Annotated in this window: 18 protein-coding genes and 1 pseudogene; 9 read left to right on the plus strand and 10 right to left on the minus strand. The window is 72.1% G+C overall.

The annotated features are described in order from the left end of the window. Window positions 1-26 precede the first annotated feature (26 nt). Window positions 27-1,505, minus strand: coding sequence for a sugar transferase (locus tag AB0G56_RS19535; protein ID WP_360970731.1), 1,479 nt, complete (start codon window positions 1,503-1,505; stop codon window positions 27-29). Window positions 1,506-2,606: 1,101 nt separating this feature from the next. Here AB0G56_RS19535 and AB0G56_RS19540 point away from each other — a divergent pair. Then, entirely contained in the window at window positions 2,607-2,966 is a 360-nt protein-coding gene (locus AB0G56_RS19540) for a hypothetical protein (protein ID WP_360970733.1), read from the plus strand. Between the two features lie 321 nt (window positions 2,967-3,287). Here the strand turns inward: AB0G56_RS19540 and AB0G56_RS19545 are convergent, their stop codons facing one another. Then, window positions 3,288-4,121: an alpha/beta fold hydrolase gene (locus AB0G56_RS19545; protein WP_360970735.1), complete on the minus strand. Its 834-nt coding sequence runs from the start codon at window positions 4,119-4,121 to the stop codon at window positions 3,288-3,290. A 60-nt stretch (window positions 4,122-4,181) separates the two neighbouring features. Between AB0G56_RS19545 and AB0G56_RS19550 the strand changes: the two genes are divergently transcribed. The 4 genes from AB0G56_RS19550 (at window position 4,182) to AB0G56_RS19565 (ending at window position 7,466) form a co-directional block, all read left to right on the plus strand. Continuing rightward, on the plus strand, window positions 4,182-4,637 hold the full coding sequence (locus AB0G56_RS19550; protein WP_360970737.1) for a MarR family transcriptional regulator: 456 nt from the start codon (window positions 4,182-4,184) through the stop codon (window positions 4,635-4,637). A gap of 506 nt (window positions 4,638-5,143) precedes the next feature. Beyond that, complete coding sequence (locus tag AB0G56_RS19555) at window positions 5,144-6,070, plus strand: sugar kinase (RefSeq protein ID WP_360970739.1); 927 nt, start codon at window positions 5,144-5,146, stop codon at window positions 6,068-6,070. Continuing rightward, entirely contained in the window at window positions 6,067-6,810 is a 744-nt protein-coding gene (locus AB0G56_RS19560) for an IclR family transcriptional regulator (protein WP_360970741.1), read from the plus strand. Before AB0G56_RS19555 ends, AB0G56_RS19560 begins: the two co-directional genes overlap by 4 nt. Continuing rightward, entirely contained in the window at window positions 6,807-7,466 is a 660-nt protein-coding gene (locus tag AB0G56_RS19565; RefSeq protein WP_360970743.1) for a bifunctional 4-hydroxy-2-oxoglutarate aldolase/2-dehydro-3-deoxy-phosphogluconate aldolase, read from the plus strand. Before AB0G56_RS19560 ends, AB0G56_RS19565 begins: the two co-directional genes overlap by 4 nt. 15 nt (window positions 7,467-7,481) lie before the next feature. On the opposite strand, the gene AB0G56_RS19570 is transcribed toward AB0G56_RS19565, so the two are convergent. From AB0G56_RS19570 to AB0G56_RS19580, 3 genes and pseudogenes are all read right to left on the minus strand, one after another. Further along, window positions 7,482-8,075 carry a VOC family protein gene (locus AB0G56_RS19570; RefSeq protein WP_360970744.1) on the minus strand — a complete coding sequence of 198 codons (594 nt, stop codon included), beginning with the start codon at window positions 8,073-8,075 and terminating at the stop codon, window positions 7,482-7,484. A gap of 241 nt (window positions 8,076-8,316) precedes the next feature. Further along, window positions 8,317-8,736, minus strand: a complete 420-nt coding sequence (locus AB0G56_RS19575) for an ATP-binding protein (protein ID WP_360970746.1) — start codon at window positions 8,734-8,736, stop codon at window positions 8,317-8,319. A gap of 58 nt (window positions 8,737-8,794) precedes the next feature. Continuing rightward, window positions 8,795-8,978 (minus strand): annotated as a pseudogene (locus tag AB0G56_RS19580) (transcriptional regulator); the annotation flags it as partial. Window positions 8,979-9,152: 174 nt separating this feature from the next. Between AB0G56_RS19580 and AB0G56_RS19585 the strand changes: the two are divergent. Beyond that, window positions 9,153-9,911 (plus strand): glucose 1-dehydrogenase, encoded by a 759-nt coding sequence (locus AB0G56_RS19585; protein ID WP_360970748.1) that lies wholly within the window; start codon window positions 9,153-9,155, stop codon window positions 9,909-9,911. 67 nt (window positions 9,912-9,978) lie between these two features. Continuing rightward, complete coding sequence (locus AB0G56_RS19590) at window positions 9,979-10,797, plus strand: SDR family oxidoreductase (protein WP_360970750.1); 819 nt, start codon at window positions 9,979-9,981, stop codon at window positions 10,795-10,797. A 271-nt stretch (window positions 10,798-11,068) separates the two neighbouring features. Here AB0G56_RS19590 and AB0G56_RS19595 read toward each other — a convergent pair whose 3' ends face one another. The 5 genes from AB0G56_RS19595 to AB0G56_RS19615 all read right to left on the minus strand — a co-directional run bounded on the left by AB0G56_RS19595 (window position 11,069) and on the right by AB0G56_RS19615 (window position 15,519). Further along, window positions 11,069-11,737, minus strand: coding sequence for a response regulator transcription factor (locus tag AB0G56_RS19595; protein ID WP_360970752.1), 669 nt, complete (start codon window positions 11,735-11,737; stop codon window positions 11,069-11,071). Next, complete coding sequence (locus tag AB0G56_RS19600; protein ID WP_360970886.1) at window positions 11,734-13,041, minus strand: histidine kinase; 1,308 nt, start codon at window positions 13,039-13,041, stop codon at window positions 11,734-11,736. The genes AB0G56_RS19595 and AB0G56_RS19600 overlap by 4 nt, the downstream gene beginning before the upstream one ends. Window positions 13,042-13,076: 35 nt before the next feature. Beyond that, window positions 13,077-13,928, minus strand: a complete 852-nt coding sequence (locus AB0G56_RS19605; RefSeq protein ID WP_360970754.1) for an ABC transporter permease — start codon at window positions 13,926-13,928, stop codon at window positions 13,077-13,079. After that, window positions 13,925-14,863 (minus strand): ATP-binding cassette domain-containing protein, encoded by a 939-nt coding sequence (locus AB0G56_RS19610; RefSeq protein ID WP_360970756.1) that lies wholly within the window; start codon window positions 14,861-14,863, stop codon window positions 13,925-13,927. The genes AB0G56_RS19605 and AB0G56_RS19610 overlap by 4 nt, the downstream gene beginning before the upstream one ends. A 209-nt stretch (window positions 14,864-15,072) precedes the next feature. Beyond that, window positions 15,073-15,519 carry a pyridoxine 5'-phosphate oxidase C-terminal domain-containing protein gene (locus tag AB0G56_RS19615; RefSeq protein WP_360970888.1) on the minus strand — a complete coding sequence of 149 codons (447 nt, stop codon included), beginning with the start codon at window positions 15,517-15,519 and terminating at the stop codon, window positions 15,073-15,075. Between the two features lie 602 nt (window positions 15,520-16,121). On the opposite strand from AB0G56_RS19615, the gene AB0G56_RS19620 reads away from it, so the two are divergent. Together AB0G56_RS19620 and AB0G56_RS19625 are read left to right on the plus strand one after the other, a co-directional pair. Next, a complete protein-coding gene (locus AB0G56_RS19620; RefSeq protein ID WP_360970758.1) occupies window positions 16,122-17,264 on the plus strand; it encodes an SPFH domain-containing protein in 1,143 nt (380 codons plus the stop codon). A gap of 48 nt (window positions 17,265-17,312) precedes the next feature. Beyond that, window positions 17,313-18,395 carry a hypothetical protein gene (locus tag AB0G56_RS19625; RefSeq protein ID WP_360970759.1) on the plus strand — a complete coding sequence of 361 codons (1,083 nt, stop codon included), beginning with the start codon at window positions 17,313-17,315 and terminating at the stop codon, window positions 18,393-18,395. Window positions 18,396-18,427: the final 32 nt, after the last annotated feature.

Consider the following 18,427-nt stretch of genomic DNA (forward strand, 5'->3'; position numbering starts at 1 on the left):
CGCGCCGGCCGGACGACCTCCGCGCATCAATAGGCCCCCTGCCCGTAGAGCACCGCACGCAGCGTCTTCCACAAGATCACGGTGTCCAGGGCGAGCGACCAGTCCTCCACGTACCGCAGGTCCAGCCGGACCGCCTCCTCCCACGGCAGGTCGCTGCGTCCGCTGATCTGCCACAGGCCGGTGAGCCCGGGCTTGACCAGCAGCCGACGCCGGATGTCCGGGCCGTACGCGGCGGACTCCTCCGGCAGGGGAGGCCGCGGACCGACGAGCGACATCGACCCGGTGAGCACGTTGAAGAGCTGCGGGAGCTCGTCGATCGAGTACCGGCGCAGCACCGCTCCCACCCGGGTCAACCGCGGGTCCCGGCGGAGCTTGAACAGCAGCCCGGCGCCCTCGTTGCGGTCGGCCAGCGCGGCCCGTGCCCGGTCGGCCCCGGCGACCATGGTGCGGAACTTGAGGATGGTGAACTCGCGGCCGTCCTTGCCGACCCTGCGCTGGCGGTAGAACGCCCCGCCCCGGCTCTCGGCCAGCACGAGCAGCCCGACGCACACCATCAGCGGCGCGAACAGCATCAGCAGGAGCGCCGCGCCCATCCGGTCGACGGCCTCCTTGACCGCCCGGCGCCCCCCGGTGAAGGTCGGCATGCTGACCCGCAGCAGCGGGATCCCGAGCACCGCGTCCACGTGCAGCCGCGGGCCGGCCACCTCCATCAGCACGGGGGCCACGACCATCTCCGCGTCGCTGCCCTCGAGGTTCCACGCCAGCCGCTGGAGCCGGTCCGGCGACCAGTGCGGATCCGGGGTGACCGCGACGACACGGTAGCCGTCGCGCCGGATGTGGCTGGCGACGTCCGCCAGCGGCCCTACGACCGGCACTCCGTCCAGTTGGTCTGCGCCGAGCCCGAAGCCGTCCGTCGTGCACACGGCGTCCACCCGCCAGCCCAGGTGCGGGAACTTGCGGGTCCGGGTGATCAGGTCCCGCACGGTGGCCGGACTGCCGGCGGCGAGCACCGGTCTCAGACACCTGCCTTCCTTCCGCTGTTTGTGCAGCCAAAGGCGCAGCAGATACCGCGCGGTCATGATGACGAGCGCGATCGCGGGGATAGCGACGAAGATCCAGAGTTTGATGTTGCGCGAGGTGAGCGCTATCCCGCCGAGCGCCAGGACGACGGTCGCCGTGAACAGTGAGCGTCCCAGCCGGCGGAATTCCTCGGCACCCTGACCGAGTACGGCCGGAGCCCACGCCCGGTTCACCGCGAGCGCCCCCAGCACCAACAGCTCGGTGCCGAATGCGAGAATGCCCCATTTCTCGTGCCAGTTGGCCGCGTCCCGCGCCCCGAAGAATTTGCCGATCGCCCCCACCACGACGGCTGTCGCCAGGGTATCGCTGGTGATCACGGTACGGCGGTACCGCTGCTCCCACTCGATCGCGGGCCGGCTGACCGCCCCCTCCGCCAGACGCCCGCGCGCCGACGGAAACGGGCTGACTAATCCCCCTTGCCGCACAGAACCCCCCAGGTCCGCAGTGGTTCGACGTGTTCGCCTAGCACTGTCCCTCACCCCCCGGGAGGCCCCCGCCCCCCGCACTGTCCTCCCCCCGGGAGGCGCCCCCGCCCCCCGCGTCGCGCTGTTCCTCCCCGCGAGAGGCCCCCGCCTCCCGCGCACGACATCCCAGCTGTTTCGGAGCTACTCGGACAACCCGCCCTGACGGCAGCGGACTCGTATGCGCTGCCGCCCTCTGCAAGTGCGCGGAACCCGCCGAAACCCCCGGGTGCTCCCCGCACCCGAGGCCCCCCCGCCGGGCCCGATGAATTGATCATTCCCCGGCACACGGCCGACGTCGAAGACGATCAATGCTGGCTTTCCGTAGCGCTGGACCTAAAGATCATTTTTGGTGATCACTGTTGACGGCCGTCTCGTGTCCGAAGAGCTGAAGCAACGTCAATCTAGACCATCAGGACCGCTGTGGAGAGGGGATGTGTGGAATTTGTGCTGAAGCTTTTTGAGACAGGTTCCACCGATCCGTGGCCTCCCCGGACGCCTCACCGCCCCTGCCCCTTTTGGCGGCTCACCCGACCTCCGTCCCTCGGGTGCGGCTCCTCCGCGATGGTGTTCGACGAGGCGCAACGTGCCTGCCAGGGCCCGCAGTTCGGCAACGACGCCTTGCGGCCGGGAAGCACGCAGTGCCGCATTGCTTCCGTGCCGGGTGCGCGCGGCCCGACACGGAGTCAGGCGACTCGACCGGACGGCGAAAGGTGCGTGAGCCGGGTGCGTCCGGTCGCCGGATCTGGCCGGCATGAGCCCTTCCTGCATGAGCTTTTACGGCGGGAGGTGGCCGAGCGGGAGCCGGACGGGCCGAGCGGAAAGGTCCCCTCCGCCGGGATGACCGGCCCGCGATCACTGGGCCGGCTCCTGCCGCAACTCGTCGTGGTGCTCGTCGTGGTGCTTCGCCGAGCGCGCGGCCGAGTCCGTTCGCTCTCATGGCCGGGGGACCGGCCGCGGCAGGCTGCTCGCGGTGGCCCGGCGAGCAGGCGGACGAAGTGTGCGCCCGCCGGTGACCAGTAATGTGTTTGACGCGACGCGATCCTCACCGCGAAGAATCGGCTCATGACACTCCTCGTGCACACCTTCGTCTACGACTCCGACGGCGGCCACCACTTCCTGGAAGACCCCGAGCACGGCGACACCCTGGCCGGTTTCGAGAGCACGCGGACCCGGTTGTGGGGATCCGAGGCGTTCCGGGACCTGGGCTCCCGCTTCTTCCCTCAGCTCGACGGCGGTGACCTCTGTGTGGAGCGGGAGGAGATCGACGACTTCTTGGCGGAGTGCGAGGCAATCCGTCCGCACCTCGGGCGCCTCGCCGGACAGACTGGTTACGACACCGAATATGTCACGAAGCGATTCGACAACATCGTCGCCGCCGCATTGCGAGCCAAGGCAGAAAGCGGCGGGATCGTCGTCTGGTAGCGCCGCCTCACCCATCTCGGCACGCGCCAGCACCAGGTGGCGTCGACCTCCCCTTCCATGACTGCCGTTCGCGAGGGGGACCGTGCCGTACTCATCGAGGTGCGAAGACACGGTAGAGGGTGGGTGGATGAAGTACCCGTTGCCGACGTCGGGCAAGGACACCCTGTCGTCCACAGCGAAGAGCGAGAGCAGGGCTGCGCATTCCGGCCGGCTCCGCGACACCCCCTCGGACCGGAGCCCCCGCCCCCGGCCGCCGACGCTCGGCCGAGCCGGTCGCACTGAGCCGGTTCCGTGTCGTGAGCAGGTGACGGTGCGGCGCCGTCAGTCCAGGAAGGCCATCACCCTGTCGTTCAGCTGCTTCGGGTCGGTGAGGGGCAGGGAGTGATGGGTGGCTTGGGGGAGCAGCGTCACCTGTGCCTGCGGGAGCGTTCGACGGGCCCGGTCGGCGACCTTGGCGGCGTGGTGGGCGCGGCTGTGCTCCGCGAGCAGCACCAGCACCGGCATGCTGAGGTCGGCGGTCCGGGGGCGTCCGCCGGTGATGAGCTGCCGGCCGGGGACGGTGGTGGCCAGCGCGTAGAGGCGCTGCCACGTCTCGTCCGGGTGGGTGCCTGCCGTCTCCCAGGCCAGGAAGGCACGGCCGTGGGCCTCGCTCGGGCGCACCAGCATGGGCAGCGCGCGCAGTAGGTAGCCCGGGCGGAACCCGGCGAAGAGCTGGGTGGGGTCGAGGAGGGCGAGGCGGTCGACCCGCTGCGGCGCGTGCAGTGCGTACCTGACGGCCGCCCAGGCGCCGTAGGAGTGAGCGCACACATGCGTGCGGGCGAGGCCCAGTCCGTCCAAAAGCGCGTCCAGCCAGGCCGTCTGATCGGCGGCGCTCTTCCACGGTGCGCCCCGGCGTTCGGTGCGGCCGGCGTCGCCCATCAGATCGACCGCATGCACGCGGTAACGCTCGCCGAAGACCGCTGCGTTGGCGAACCAGACCAGACCGGTGGCGGCACCGCCGGGCAGCAGGAGCAGGGGGCTGCCGTCCTTTGGGCCGTACGTATGGACCCGGGTGCGCCCGTACGGTGTGGCGACGTCGTGCTCCTCGGTGGTCTCGGGCCAGCGGGCGCGAAGCTCGTCATAGACGAGGTCGAAAGCGGAGGGGGGCACCGGCATTCCTCTCGCTGAGCGATAATCTCGGTCAGCGAGATATTATCAACCCCCGAGGACGTGTGCATGGAAGAGCAGAGTCCGGAGATGCGGCTGGTTCACCTGCTGCGCGCGGTCACCGTGGAATTCGACCTGCTCGGCGCCGAGTTCGCGGCGCGCCACGGGCTGCATCCCACCGATGTACGCGCGCTGATCCACCTGCTGGACGCCGCTCGGGCCGGTACCCGGGCCACCCCCGGATGGCTCGGCGGGCAACTGCGCCTGAACTCCGCCGGGACCACCGCTCTGGTGGACCGGTTGGAACGGCTCGGGCTGGTGCGGCGCGGCCGGGACACGGCGGATCGGCGGCGTGTGCTGCTGGAGGTGGAGGAGAAGGCCACGGAACTGGGGTGGTCCTTCTTCGGGCCGGTGATCGGCGAAGTGGTCGGGGCAGCGGAAGGCTTCGAGGCGGGTGAACTCGAGACGGTGCGTCGTTTCCTCACCGCGGTGCTGGAGTCCACCGGGCGGGCGCGTCCCCGATGACGGGGCTGTGACGCGGCTGCTTCCCGGTCCCGGTGAGGAGGGGCGCGACGGCGAAGCCCCGGCCGCCCCTCGCCCACGCCGTCCGGCACGTCCGGCTGTCCGGCACCGGCCGTCGTGCCGGTGGCCGCCCCAGCGCAGTTCCGCGGGGCAGGGTGAACCGCGTGACAGTCGGGAGAAGGGGGCGAGCCGGTAGTCGCCGGGGCCGGCGGTGACGAGGTCCGTCCACTGGTCGCCGTCGAGTTCCTCGCGGTCCGTGCCGGGCAGCCGTGGACGTCGTCGTAGAGGCGCGGGCGGTTGTCGTCGTGCCGGCGGGCGCGTGCGAAGGCCCGGGTCCGGCGCGGGGCGTAGAGGCGGTGGCCGGACGTGCCGACGAGAATCGGCCAGGGCGGGCAGGGGACGCCACGAGCGTCCGCTGTGCAGCCTGTGCACAGCTGCTGTGCCCTGTGCACAGGCCCCGGTTAGCCTGCGCGGAAATGAACGGATCACGCGGCCGCGGAGGTGCTGACATGCCGGACGTGGAGGCGCTGTGCCTGGGGGAGACGATGGTGCTCGTGTCGCCCGGGGCCGGGCAGCCCCTTGCCACCGCGCGTGAGGCGGTCCTCTCCGTCGCCGGCGCCGAGTCCACCGTCGCCCGGTACCTGGCGGACCTGGGACACCGGGTCGCCTGGGCCGGCCGGGTCGGCCTCGACCCGCACGGCGAACGGATCCTGTCGGCCGTGGGCGGCGGCGGAGTCGACGTACGGCTGGTGGAGCGGGACCCGACCGCGCCGACCGGCGTGTTCTTCAAGGACCCGGCCGCCGACGGAACGCGGGTGCACTACTACCGGGCGGGCTCCGCGGCCTCGCGCATGACCCCCGCCTACCTGGACCGGCTGCCGCTCTCCTCGGCACGGGTGGTGCACCAGTCGGGCATCACACCGGCCCTCTCCCCCCAGTGCGCGGAGACCGCCACGGCCCTGTTCACCCGGGCGCGGGAGGCCGGCGTACTGTGCTCCTTCGACGTCAACCACCGGCCCGGGCTGTGGGACGCCCGCCGGGCCGCCGGACCGCTGCTGTCCCTCGCGCGCCAGGCGGACCTGGTCTTCGTCGGCCTCGACGAGGCCGACCGGGTCTGGAGGACCGGTACGCCGGAAGAGGTCCGCGACCTCATCGGGCCGGGCGTGAGCGTCGTCGTCAAGGACGGGGCCGCCGGCGCCACGCTGTTCGCCCCGCACGCCGCCCCCGTGTTCGTGCCGGCCCAACCGGTCGACGTGGTGGAGCCCGTGGGCGCGGGCGACGCCTTCGCCGCGGGCTACCTCTCGGCGTGGCTGCACGACGCCGCCCCCGCCGCGCGGCTCGCCCTCGGCCACCGCACCGCGGCGCTCGCCCTCGGCTCGGTGGAGGACCACGCCGACGCCTGCGCCCTGCGGCCCGCGCCGGAGTCGGTGCGATGAGCCAGGCCGTGGAACGAGCGGTCGGGCTGCTGGAGATGCTCAGCGAAGGACCTCAGCACCCCGCGGCCGTGGCCGAGCGGTTCGGCGTCCACCGCACCACCGTGCTGCGCCTGCTGCGCGACCTGTGCGAGGGCGGTCTCGCGCGGCGCCGGCCGGACGGTACGTACGCCGTCGGCTACCGTCTGGCCGGCCTGGCACAGGCTGCCGTCGAGCAGTTCGACCTGCGCTCCGTGGCCCACCCCTTCCTCCTCGAACTGTGCCGCAGGGTCCGGCTCACCGTGCACCTCGCCGCGCTCGACGACGGCCGGGTGATCTACGCCGACAAGGTCGAGCCGCCCGGCACCGTACGCCTGTACGCGCAGATCGGCAGACCGGTCGTGCTGCACACCTCCGGCGTCGGCAAGGCGATCCTCGCCTTCCTGCCGGACCCGGAACGCGCCTCGACGCTGGAGGGGCACACCTTCGAGAGGTTCACCGACACCACGATCACCGACGCCGAGACCCTCGCCGCGCGCCTCGACACCATCAGATCCGCCGGCTGGGCGGAGGACGACGGCGAGTACGAGCCGTTCGTCAACTGCGTGGCCGTACCCGTACGGGACGGCACCGGCGCCGTACGCGCCGCCGTGTCCCTCGCCGCGCTGCGCGCCCGGATGGATCTGCCCGCCCTGCGCGCGCACCTGCCTGCCCTGCGGCAGGCCGCGCGCGGTGTCTCACGAGAACTGGGATGGACCCGATGACCCCGCAGAACCCGCCGTCTTCGCCGATGACCGCGCCCGGCCGGCTCTTCGAGCAGGCGTTCACGGCTCTCCCGCTCATGGTCATCCTGCGCGGCCTCGGCATCGAAGCCACGGTGGCGATGAGCCGTCGCGCCTGGGACCACGGCATCCCGCTCGTCGAGGTCCCCGTCCAGGACGAGAGCGCCGTCGCGGCGCTCGCCGCGGCAGCCGCCGCCGGGCGGGAGCGGGGCGCCGTGGTGGGCGCGGGTACGGTGACGTCGACCGAGCGCCTGACCCGGGCCGTGCGCGCCGGGGCCGCGTTCACCGTCGCGCCGGGCTTCAGCGCGGAGGTCGCCGAGGCCTCGGTCCGAGCGGGGCTGCCGCACCTTCCCGGCGTCTCCACCCCCTCCGAGATCCAGCAGGCGCTGGCCTGTGGCTTCACCTGGCTGAAGGCGTTCCCGGCCGCCGAACTGGGAGCGGGCTGGCTGCGCGCGATGCGCGGCCCGTTCCCCGAGGCCCGACTCGTCGCCACCGGCGGGATGACCGTGGCCGACGCCCAGGAGTTCCTGAGCGCGGGCGCGGACGCGGTGTCGCTGGGTTCCGCACTGTCCGACCCGGCGCAGGTGCGGCGGCTGCCCCGCCTCGTCGTGGAGCTTACGGAAGGCGCCGCCCGGTGAGGCCCACGGCGTCGGTCAGTTCGTCACGTGGAACTCGTTGCCGCCCGCGTCGAGGAACTCGCCGGGCTCCCGCTCGCGATGGGTGACTTCCAGCCGCAGCCTGTTCCGCTCCGCCTTGGGAGCGGCCGGCGGTCCCATGACCAGTGAGACCGTGCTGGTGGCCTGCCTGCGCAGCCGGACGCCCCCGCCGTGGGTCTCGACCACGTGCCAGTCGGCCTGGGACTGCCAGAAGGTCTCCTGAGCGCGAAGGTCATCCGCGGTGACGTCGAGGCAGAGCGCGACGAGGCCGGAGTCAGCGAGCACGCCGGGGTGTCCAGGACGCAGTACGCAGAACTCGTTGCCCTCCGGGTCGGCCAGCACGTCCCAAGGGACGTCGCCCTGGCCTATGTCGATGCGCGTCGCACCGAGCGAGAGCAGGCGTTCCACTTCGGCCTTCCAGTGCGGACCTGCGGCCAGGTCGAGGTGGAGCCGGTTCTTCGGGGCCGCCTTGGCCTTCGCGGTGGGCTCGAACCGCAACCGCAGGCCACCGGTCAGCCCTCGCGTCGCGTCCAGCCAGAATCGCTCCATGAGGGCGACGTCCCGCACATCGATCACAATGCCGCTCAGCATCCCGTTTCCCCAACTCGTCCACTGTGTTTGCTTGTTCATTGTCGCTGCCGCCGTGGGTGTCAGTGCCGCGTGGGCGGTCTGATCGCGGGTGCCCTTGCGGGAAGCGGAAGCGGGAAGCGGGAAGCAGTGGCGCCCACACCGGGGCCCAGGTACGGCACTGACGGGCCGCACGCACCTCCGACGGCCTCGCCGACCAGGTCTCATCGAACGCTCACCGCCTGACACACCCGGAGGGCGAGGATCAGCCGTCGCGGTCCACGGCATCGAGGTGCGCCCAGACGGTATGGCCCTGTCCGGTCACACCTTCTCCCCACCGGCTGGCCAAGGCGTCGACGAGGAGGAGGCCCCGGCCGCCTTCCGACCACAGTCCCTCGTACGTCCAGCCGGCTCGTATCGCGTCGGTGTCGAGGCGGTGGCCGGCGTCGGCCACCTCCATGTGCAGTGTGCGCCCACCCTCCTCCGCCCGAAGCAGCGCCACCCGTACGTGCACCGGGGGCCGGCCATGCCTGAGCGCGTTGGAGAGCAACTCGCTGACGATCAGGTTTGCGTCGTCCGCAAGGATCTCGAGGTCCCAGCCGGCCAGCCGCGTGCGCAGGCACCTGCGCACGCTCGCCGTGGAGTCCGGAGTGCGAGGAGTGATCTCGCAGCATGTCACGTGCATGATCCGCCGCCCTTTCCGACCTCTATGAGTAATTACGGTGGCGGGCGGCCCTCGGATGGCGCAGCGCACGGCCGGGGGCGTGCAGCACCTGCGGTGACGGGTGACGCTCGCGTCCCGCTCCAGCGCTCCAGGTGGATGCAGTGGTCGGCGTTCGTCCCGACCAGGGCGGTGACCCCCTCGCGGCGTAGCCCGGCGTCCTTGCGTACGCCGTGCCTCGCCGTGCCTGCCTGGGTGTCCCGCACCCAGGCTCCGCCCGTCCTGGTTGCCCTTCGCTGACCTGCGCAGACTCGGTGGAGCACCGCATCACCGCACAGGGAGGAAGGAAGTCCCCCTGGCCGGGCCCGTTCGCCCGGCCGCAGCCGGGACAAGAAGATCCGGCTCGACAGTCAGCGCAACGAAAGGCAAGGACCATTTCCATGACGGGACGACGGCTTGACGGCAAGGTCGCGTTGATCACCGGGGCGACCGGTGGCATCGGCACCGCGACCGCCGAACTCTTCGCCCGCGAGGGCGCCCGCTTGGTGATCACCGATGTCGCCGAGGGCCCCCTGCGGGACCTGGCCCGCCGGATCGAGAAGGACGGTGCCCAGGTCGTCCACGCCCGGCTCGACGTCTCCTCGGCCCGGGAGTGGGACGAGGTGATCGACATCGTGCGCGACCGGTTCGGAACTCTGGACGTCCTGGTGAACCTCGCGGGAATCGTGGACTGGCCGGGCATCGAGGACACACGGGAGGAGGCGTGGGACCGTGTCATCGACGTGAACCAGAAAGGCACGTGGCTCGGCATGAAGGCGGCGATGCCGCTGCTGCGCGCGAACGGCAACGCGACGGTGATCAATACGTCGTCGGTGCTCGGCCTCGTGGGAAGCGGCGCGGCCGCGGCCTACCAGGCGTCCAAGGGCGCGGTGCGCCTGTTGAGCAAGACGGCCGCAGTGGAGTACGCGCGACGCGGGGTGCGCGTCAACTCGGTGCACCCCGGGGTGATCGCCACACCGATGATCCAGGAACTCCTGGACGAGCAGGGCGACCAGCAGCCGGACGTCCGGCGCACCCCGATGCGCCGGGCCGGCCGGGCCGACGAGATCGCGCCCGCGATCCTCTTCCTCGCCAGTGACGAGTCCTCCTTCGTCACCGGTACGGAACTCGTGGTCGACGGCGGGCTCACCGCGCACTGAGCGTCCGTACCCGTGTGGCGCCCCCGGCACACCGCCGTCTCCGCTCACCCCTTCCAAGGAACACACCATGCCCTCCGCACCACCGCCCACCGAAGCGGCCAAAGCCACCGACGCCGCCACCGCCGCCACCGACGCCGCCGCCGAAGCCGCCGAATTCGCCGGGAAGATCGCCATCGTCACCGGAGCCGCACGCGGCGTGGGCAAGGAGACAGTGGCACTCCTCCATGCCCGCGGCGCGCGTGTCCTCGCCGTCGACGTACGGCCCGAACTCCGTCTGCTCTCGGAGGAGTTCCCGGGTGTCATGACGATGACCGGCGACGTCACCGTCGAAGGGACCGCCACCCGGGCGGTGCGATCAGCCGTGCAAGCCTTGGGCGGACTGGACATCCTGGTCAACAACGCCGGCCGCACCCTGAACAAGCCCGTCACGGAGACCACCGCCGAAGACTGGGACAGCGTGATGGCGGTCAATGCCCGCGGGGCCTTCTTCTTCGCCCGCGAAGCCTTCCGGGCCATGAAGGAGCGCGGCGGCGGGGCCATCGTCGGCACCGGCTCCTACGCGTCCACCGTGGGCCTGCCCGAGGGTGCCGTCTACAGCGCCTCGAAGGGGGCTCTGGCCCAGCTGACCAGAGTGCTCGCCCTCGAAGGCGGTCGTCTGGGCATCCGCGCGAACCTCGTCGCCGCGGGCGTCGTCGAGACCGACTTCCTCGACGCCTTCCGTTCCGACAGCCGCGCCTACCTCGCGTCCTTCGCCGACGCCCATCCCCTGGGCCGGGTGGCGCGGCCCCGGGACATCGCCGAGGTCCTCTGCTTCCTCGTCTCACCGCGGTCCGGTTTCGTCACGGGCGCCGTGGTCGCCGCCGACGGGGGCTTCACCGCGGCCTGAGGAAGCGACCTCGTCCTGTGCTACGCGGCCACACCCCTTCATTGCCGCGGCGGCGGGATGCCGAAGGAAGGCGGCCGCGTCCCCGGGCAGGGGGTGGGGGAGCCGGCCGGGTGGGACCGCCCCGACTCGGCTGGATCAGGCTCCTCGGGCGGCCCGGTTGAAGAGCCGGCCGGCGAGGTCGACGCCCGTGACCGCGCCGTCGGCGTCGCGGGAGAAGCAGCCGCGCTGCCCTTCGGGGCCGCCTTCGGTGAGGATGTACCGACGTGTCGGCTCACCCCGCGTGCGGCCGGGCCAGGCCGTGGTCGTAGGCGAAGATCACCGCCTGGACGCGGTCGCGGGCGCCGATCTTGGCCAGGACGCGGCCGACATGCGTCTTCACCGTGGACTCCGACAGGACGAAACGCGCGGCGATCTCACCGTTGGTCCAGCCCTTGCCGATGGCGACGAGGATCTCGCGTTCGCGGTCGGTGAGGGCGCTCAGGCGCGGGTCCTGGGCGGTGCCGTCACCGGCGGGCGGGACGAGGCGGGCGAACTCGTGCAGCAGGCGGCGGGTGAGCGCGGGAGCGATCACCGCGTCACCGGTGGCCACGGCACGGATGCCCGCGAGGAGTTCCTCGGGGCGGGCGTCCTTGAGCAGGAAGCCGCTGGCCCCGGCGCGCAAGGCCGCGTAGACGTACTCGTCGAGGTCGAAGGTGGTCAGGACGAGGACGCGGGAACGCTCTCCCGCGGCGACGATGCGGCGGGTGGCCTCGATGCCGTCCATCCCCGGCATGCGTACGTCCATCAGGACGACGTCGGGGCGGAGCTCGGCGGTCTTGCGCACGGCCTCGGCCCCGTGTCCGGCCTCGCCGACCACATCCGTCTCGGGGACGGAGTCCAGGAGCATGCGGAAGCCGTACCGCTGCAGCGGCTGGTCGTCCACGACGAGCACGGTGGTCATCGGGCACCGTCCTGAGGAGTCAGGTCGAGGGTGGCGCGCACCGTCCAACCCGCACCGGCGGGACCCGCTTGGACGTGTCCGCCGTAGAGCGCCGCTCGTTCTCGCATGCCCACCAGGCCGTGCCCTTCCTCGTTCGTCGTGCCGGGACCGTCGGCCGGGGTGGGCGGGCCGGAGTCCTGGACGGCGATGGTCAGCAGTGTGTCCTCGACCACGACCGCCAGGTTCGCACGCGCTCCGGCGCCGGCGTGTTTGAGGGTGTTCGTCAGCGCCTCCTGCACGATGCGGTAGACGGTCAGCTGCACCCCGCTGTCGAGGGCGTCGACATCCCCGGCCGTACGATAGACGACCTCCAGGCCGGCGGCGCGCACGCCCTCGCACAGCGCGTCGATGTCCGCGAGTCTGGGCTGCGGGCTCAGTTCGGGCTCGCCGCGCGAGTCGTCGGCCTCACGGAGCACGCCGAGCACCCGCCGCAGTTCACTCAGGGCCTGCCGCCCGGTGTCGCCGATGAGGTGCAGGGCCTCCTTGCCGCGCTCCGGCGCGCCGGCCGTGGCGTAGGCGCCCGCGTCGGCGAGCGTGATGATGACGGACAGGTTGTGGCCGACGATGTCGTGCATCTCGCGCGCCACTCGGGTCCGCTCCGCCGCGACGGCGAGTCTGTCGCGCTGGTCGCGTTCGATCTCCAGCCGGGTCGCACGGTCCCGCAGCCCGGCCAGCTGGGCCCGCCGGATGCGGACCGTCAGGCCGAGGGCGAGAGCCGCGGTCGCCGTGCTGAGCAGGAAGAACAGCGCGTCCCAGACCGACATCGCCGCCGAGACGCGCACCGCGACCAGGCTCAACGCACCCGCCATCGCCACGCAGGCCCACGGCAGCTGCCGTAGTCGCCCGTGCAGGGTGAGGCTGTACAGGGCGACGAAGAGCGCGATGTCCGCACGGAGCGCGGCGCCGATGGCCCACTGGAGGACGAACACGGCCGTGACGGTGCCGAAGGCCACGGCGGGCGCCCGGCGCCGCCACAGCAGCGGCAGCACCAGCCCGGCCTGCAGGGCCAGCATGCCCGCCACGGGCAGCCGGGTGAACAGCAGGCGGAGGCGGCGCGGGCCGTCGCTGTCGCCGTCCCCGCTGATCACGCCGAGGGCGTGCAGCAGGTCCGGCAGACAGAACAGCAGGAAGACCAGCACCACCACCGCGGTGTCCAGCACCCAGGGACGGGCCCGGTCGGCGTGCCGGAGCCGCTGGCCGGCCCGGCCGAGCCGGGCGACCAGCGGCCCGATCCCGCCGAGGTCATCGGTGGTCACGGTAGTCACGGATGTCACCAGCCCATGATGCGGGCTGCCGCCGCTCACACGTCGCTGCGCACCAGCCGGTACGCCGCACCGGCCAGCGCCAGTGCCGTCCAGCCGAGGAAGACGAGCAGCCCGGCGGAGGGGGACAGGGCGGTCGAGTCATGGGTGAGGGCGAAGATCGACTCGCCCGCGTGGCTGGGCAGGTAGGGGTTGATGTCGCCCTGCCACGAGGTGGGCAGGAGGGAGACCAGTCCGGGTACCAGCATCAGTGCGCCGACCAGGACGGAGATGCCACCGGCGACCGACCGCAGCAGCGCCCCGAGGGCGGTGCCGATCACACCGACCAGGCCGAGGTAGAGCCCGGCGCCCAGCAGACTGCGGACGACACCGGCGTGGCCCAGGCCCATGGCAGCGGGCGTGCCGGACACGATCTGGCTGCCGACGAGGAAGGCGACGAACGCGCCTGCGGTGGCGACCACCAGGGCGACCAGCCCGTACACCGCCGCCTTCGACCACAGCACGGGAAGCCGTCGCGGCACCGCGGCCAGGGTGGAGCGGATCATGCCGGTGGAGTACTCGCCGGCGGTGACCAGCACACCGAGTACGCCGAGTGCGAGCTGGGCGAAGTTCGTGCCGAAGAGGGACAGGCTCGCCGCCGTCGCGGTGGCGAAGTCGCGGTCCAGATGGCGGCCGGAGCCGACATTGGACTTGTAGTGGCTCGCGGCGATGACGCCGAAGGCGATGAGGAACAGCAGCCCCAGCCCGAGGGTGATCCAGGTGGAGCGCAGGGACCAGAGCTTGGCCCACTCGGCGGCCAGCACACGCCGGCCGGTCACCCGGTAGGCGGGCCGGGCCGGGGTGGCCGGGGCGGACTCGGGGGTTCGAGGTGTGGCCGTGAGGGTGCTCATGCCGCGCTCCCGGAGGTCTCGATGCGGGTCGTGGAGCCGTGGTACTCCACGGCGTCCCGGGTCAGTTCCATGAATGCCTCCTCCAGCGACACCGCCTTCGTGGTCAGCTCGAACAGGGGGATGCCGTGCTCGGCCGCCTTCAGCCCGATCTCGCGCGCGGACACCCCGGTGACCTGCAGTTCCTCGGAGCCGATGCGGCCGGTGATGTCGACGCCGGGCCCGGCCAGCACGTCCCGCAGCCGCGCCGGGTCGTCCGTCGCCACCTTCACGGTGTCGCCGCCCGCCTCGCGCACCAGGTCCTGCACGGTCGTGTCGGCCAGCAGCCGGCCGCGACCGACGACGATCAGGTGGTCCGCGACCAGCGCGACCTCGCTCATCAGGTGCGAGGAGACGAACACCGTGCGCCCCTCGCCCGCGAGGGAGGTGAGCAGGTTCCGGATCCACAGGACGCCCTCGGGGTCCAGCCCGTTGACGGGCTCGTCCAGCATCACGGTCTGCGGGTCGCCGAGCAGGGCGGCCGCGATGCCGAGCCGCTGGCCCATGCCGAGGGAGAAGGCACCGGCCCGCTTCTTCGCGACGCTCCCGAGACCGGCGAGTTCGACGACCTCGTCGACCCGGCGGCGCGGGATGCCGTGGGTGAGCGCGAGGGCGCGGAGGTGGTTGTAGGCCGAGCGGCCCGGGTGGATCGACTTCGCCTCCAGCAGCGCCCCGACTTCCTGCAGCGGCGCCTGGTGGCGTGCGTAGTGCGCTCCGTTCACCGTGACGGAGCCGTTCGTCGGCGCGTCGAGTCCGACGATCATGCGCATCGTCGTGGACTTGCCCGCGCCGTTGGGCCCCAGGAAACCGGTGACGGTGCCCGGCTTCACGGTGAAGTCCAGGCCGTCGACGGCGGTCTTCTCCCCGTACCTCTTGGTGAGCTGCTGTGCTTCGATCATCAGCGTTCCTTCTTCCGGACTCCGGCGCCCGAAACGCCTGACGCCTCTTCCGTCACGCTAAGCCCGCGATCAGCCCGATCCGGTGGTACCGGGGACCGAAGCCTGTGGGGCGGGTGGTACCGGGGTACTACGGCCGGGCGGGCAGTGGCCCGGTGCTCGTGCGCGGGGAACGCGCGCGGTCCGCGTCAGCGGATGCGCGCGCTGCCGGTTCAGGGCCACAGCAGCTCGTGACGCCAGACGGTGCCCTCTGCGCGGTACGCGACCCGATGGTGGACCCGGTCGGCGCTCGCCTCCCAGAACTCCACCTCGGTCGGGGTGACGGCGTACAGCGTCCAACTCGGCGGGCACGGCACTCCACCCGCGTGGACGGTGCCGGGGCGTTCGGACTCGGCGAGCGCACCGGCCCGGTCGGCGGGTGAACCCGGCCGGTGCAGATGAGCGGCGAGGCGGGGACCCCGGCCGCGTTCGGCGAAGTCGGCCTCAGAAGCGGCGTGCCCCAGCCCGGTCGCCGTGCCCACGATCCGCACCTGCCGTCCGACGGCCGGCCAGTGGAAGTGGGCGGACACGTTCGGGTTCGCCGTGCTCTCCCGGCCCTTGCGGCTGTCGGACGGGGTGGCGAAGTACAGGCGCTCGTCGTCGATGTCCTTGACGATCAGCCCGGCTCGACGGCACCCCCGACGGGCCCACCGCGCACAGGCTCATGGCGGGCGGCTCGGCCTGTCCCGCCTCGTGTGCCCCGAGGATCCAGGCCGCGATCACCGGCAGGGGATTGTCCGGAAGGTTCTCCTCGAAGGAGCCCGCCGCCCGTACGTCCGCGAAGACCGGAAGCGATCTGAGTCTGCTGCGCATCGTGTCGTCCACGGATCAGGACCCCACTGGTGCCGCGGGCCCTGTCCCGGCTGAGGGACCGCCTCGATCTGTGGGCGGCCCTGCTGTGCCGCACGGGCCAGGGCATGCCGGGCGGCCGGCAGCCGACCGGCAGCGCTCGACGCGCACGTTCGTCGACTTCACCGGCGCGGCGACCCTGACCCCGATCTCGGCGGCACGACGAAGGCGCCGGGCGGAGGCGCCCAGGGTGGCCGGTCGCGGGCGACCGGCGGCGGCAGGGGCCGGGGGCACGCCCCCGCCCGTAGTCGCGCGGACCGCGATGGGCATACTGTCGGCGGATCGCTTGATCGCCGCGCGGTCACCGTCCCGGTACCGGCCGGGGAGCGGCGGTCTCCGGAAAAGCGGGGAGTGGGGGACAGTCGTGGGCCTGATGGATCGCATCCGCGGTGAGTTCATCGACATCGTCGAGTGGACCGACGACGGCCGGGACACCATCGTGTGGCGCTTTCCGCGCCACGGCAACGAGATCAAGATGGGCGCCCGGCTCGTGGTGCGCGAGTCGCAGGTGGCCGTCTTCGTCAACGAGGGCCGGCTGGCCGACGTCTACCAGCCCGGCACGTACACCCTCACCACCCAGAACATGCCGGTCCTGTCCACACTGAAGGGCTGGAAGCACGGCTTCGAGTCGCCGTTCAAGGCCGAGGTCTACTTCGTCACCACCCGGCAGTTCACCGACTTCAAGTGGGGCACCCAGAACCCGGTGATCCTGCGGGACGCCGACTTCGGCATGGTCCGGGTGCGGGCCTTCGGCACCTTCGCCGCCAAGGTCGTGGAGGCCGCCGCGCTCCTGCGCGAACTGGTCGGCACCGACCCGCAGTTCCGCACGGAGGAGGTCGGCGAGCACCTGCGGCAGCTGATCGTGTCCAAGCTGGGCTCCGCGCTGGGCTCGTCCGGCGTGCCGCTGCTGGACCTCGCCGCCCGGCAGGACGGCATCGGGCAGCAGCTGGCCGAGGCGCTGACCCTGGAGCTTTCCTCCACCGGCATCGCCATCCCCCGGTTCTACATCGAGAACATCAGCGTCCCGCCGGAGATCGAGGCGGCGATCGACACCCGCTCGCGCATGACGATCACCGGCAACCTGGACGACTACGCCAAGCTCCAGGCCGCCGACGCCCTCCCGATCGCCGCCGCCAACCCCGGCACCGGCGGCGACGCCGTCGGGCTGGGCGTGGGCATGGCGCTGGGCGGGCGGATCGTGCAGAGCACGTCCGGCGCGGCGGCTCCCGGGGCCCCGGTGACGCAGGCCGCCCCGGCACAGCCCGCTCCGGCTCCCGCCCCCGCCGACGTCCCGCCGCCGCTGCCCACCGCGTCCCGCTGGTTCCTCGCGGTCGACGGCCGGCAGCAGGGCCCGTACGACGAGAGTGCGCTGGCCGGGCAGGTGGCGGCCGGCAGCCTGACCCGTACCACCCTGGTCTGGCGCAGCGGGCAGTCCGCCTGGCAGCCCGCGGACCAGGTCCCGGAGCTGGCGCCGCTGCTCGCCGACGTCCCGCCGCCGCTGCCCCCGCAGGGCTGAGGTCCGCCACCCGGAACCCTCCGGCGACAGGTCACAAGGAGAAGTGAGTTGACGGATCAGGACGTCGCGCCGGCGCCCGACCGGGCGTTCCAGTGCGAGGCGTGCGGCGGGGTCAGCGAGTACGCGCCCGGGACGTACGCGCTGCGCTGCTCGTACTGCAAGCACGAGCAGGACATCACGCCGGTACCGCGGCAGGTGACCGAGCACCCGATCGAGGAGCTGGCCGTACTGCCCCGCCGGGCGTCCGCGCCGGGCCGGGTCAAGGTGTACACCTGCCCCGGCTGCCATGCGGTGACCGAGAGTGACACGCTCAGCGACAAGTGCCCGTTCTGCGCCACCCCGCTGGTCGCGGACGCCTCCGGGACCGAGCGCGTGGTGCCCGAGGCGGTCCTGCCCTTCGGGGTGGGCCGTGAGCAGGCCCGTGACGCGCTGGCGGCGTGGACCAGGTCCCGCTGGTTCGCGCCGAACGAGCTGAAGAGGGTCACCGAGGCGGAGACCTTCCGGGGCAGCTACCTGCCGCACTGGACGTACGACGCGCAGACCACCACCCAGTACACCGGGCAACGCGGCGAACACTACTGGGTGGAGGAAGAGGACTCCGAGGGCCGCACCCGTCGGGTGCGGCACACCCGCTGGCACCACACGTCCGGCACGGTCGGCCGGTTCTTCGACGACGTGCTGGTGCCCGGCAGCGACCAGGTGCCGGTGAGGGAACTGGACAAGCTGGCCCCCTGGCCGCTGGAGGAGACGGTTCCCTACCAGGAGGAGTACCTGGCGGGTTTTCGAACCGTCCGCTACGACGTCGAGCCGGAAACCGGCCTGGAGTCGGCAAAGGCACGAATGGCGCCGGTGATCCGCGCCGACTGCAAGCGGGACATCGGCGGCGACGAGCAGCGGGTGCACTCGATGTCCACCTTCTACAGCGGCGTCACCTACAAGCTGGTGCTGCTGCCCGTCTGGTTCCTGACCTACCTCCACGCCGGCAGGGCGTGGCCGGTGATGGTCAACGCCCGTACCGGCGAGGTCATCGGCGAGCGGCCGTACAGCGCGGTGAAGATCACCCTGGCTTCGGTGGGTGGCGCACTGCTCATCGCCCTGGTGGTGCTGCTCGTGGTGCTGCTGCGCAACTGAGGACGCGGTGGGCCGGGCCGGCGAGCGGCACG

It is taken from the genome of Streptomyces sp. NPDC021356 (genome assembly GCF_040641015.1).
GTDB lineage: Bacteria > Actinomycetota > Actinomycetes > Streptomycetales > Streptomycetaceae > Streptomyces.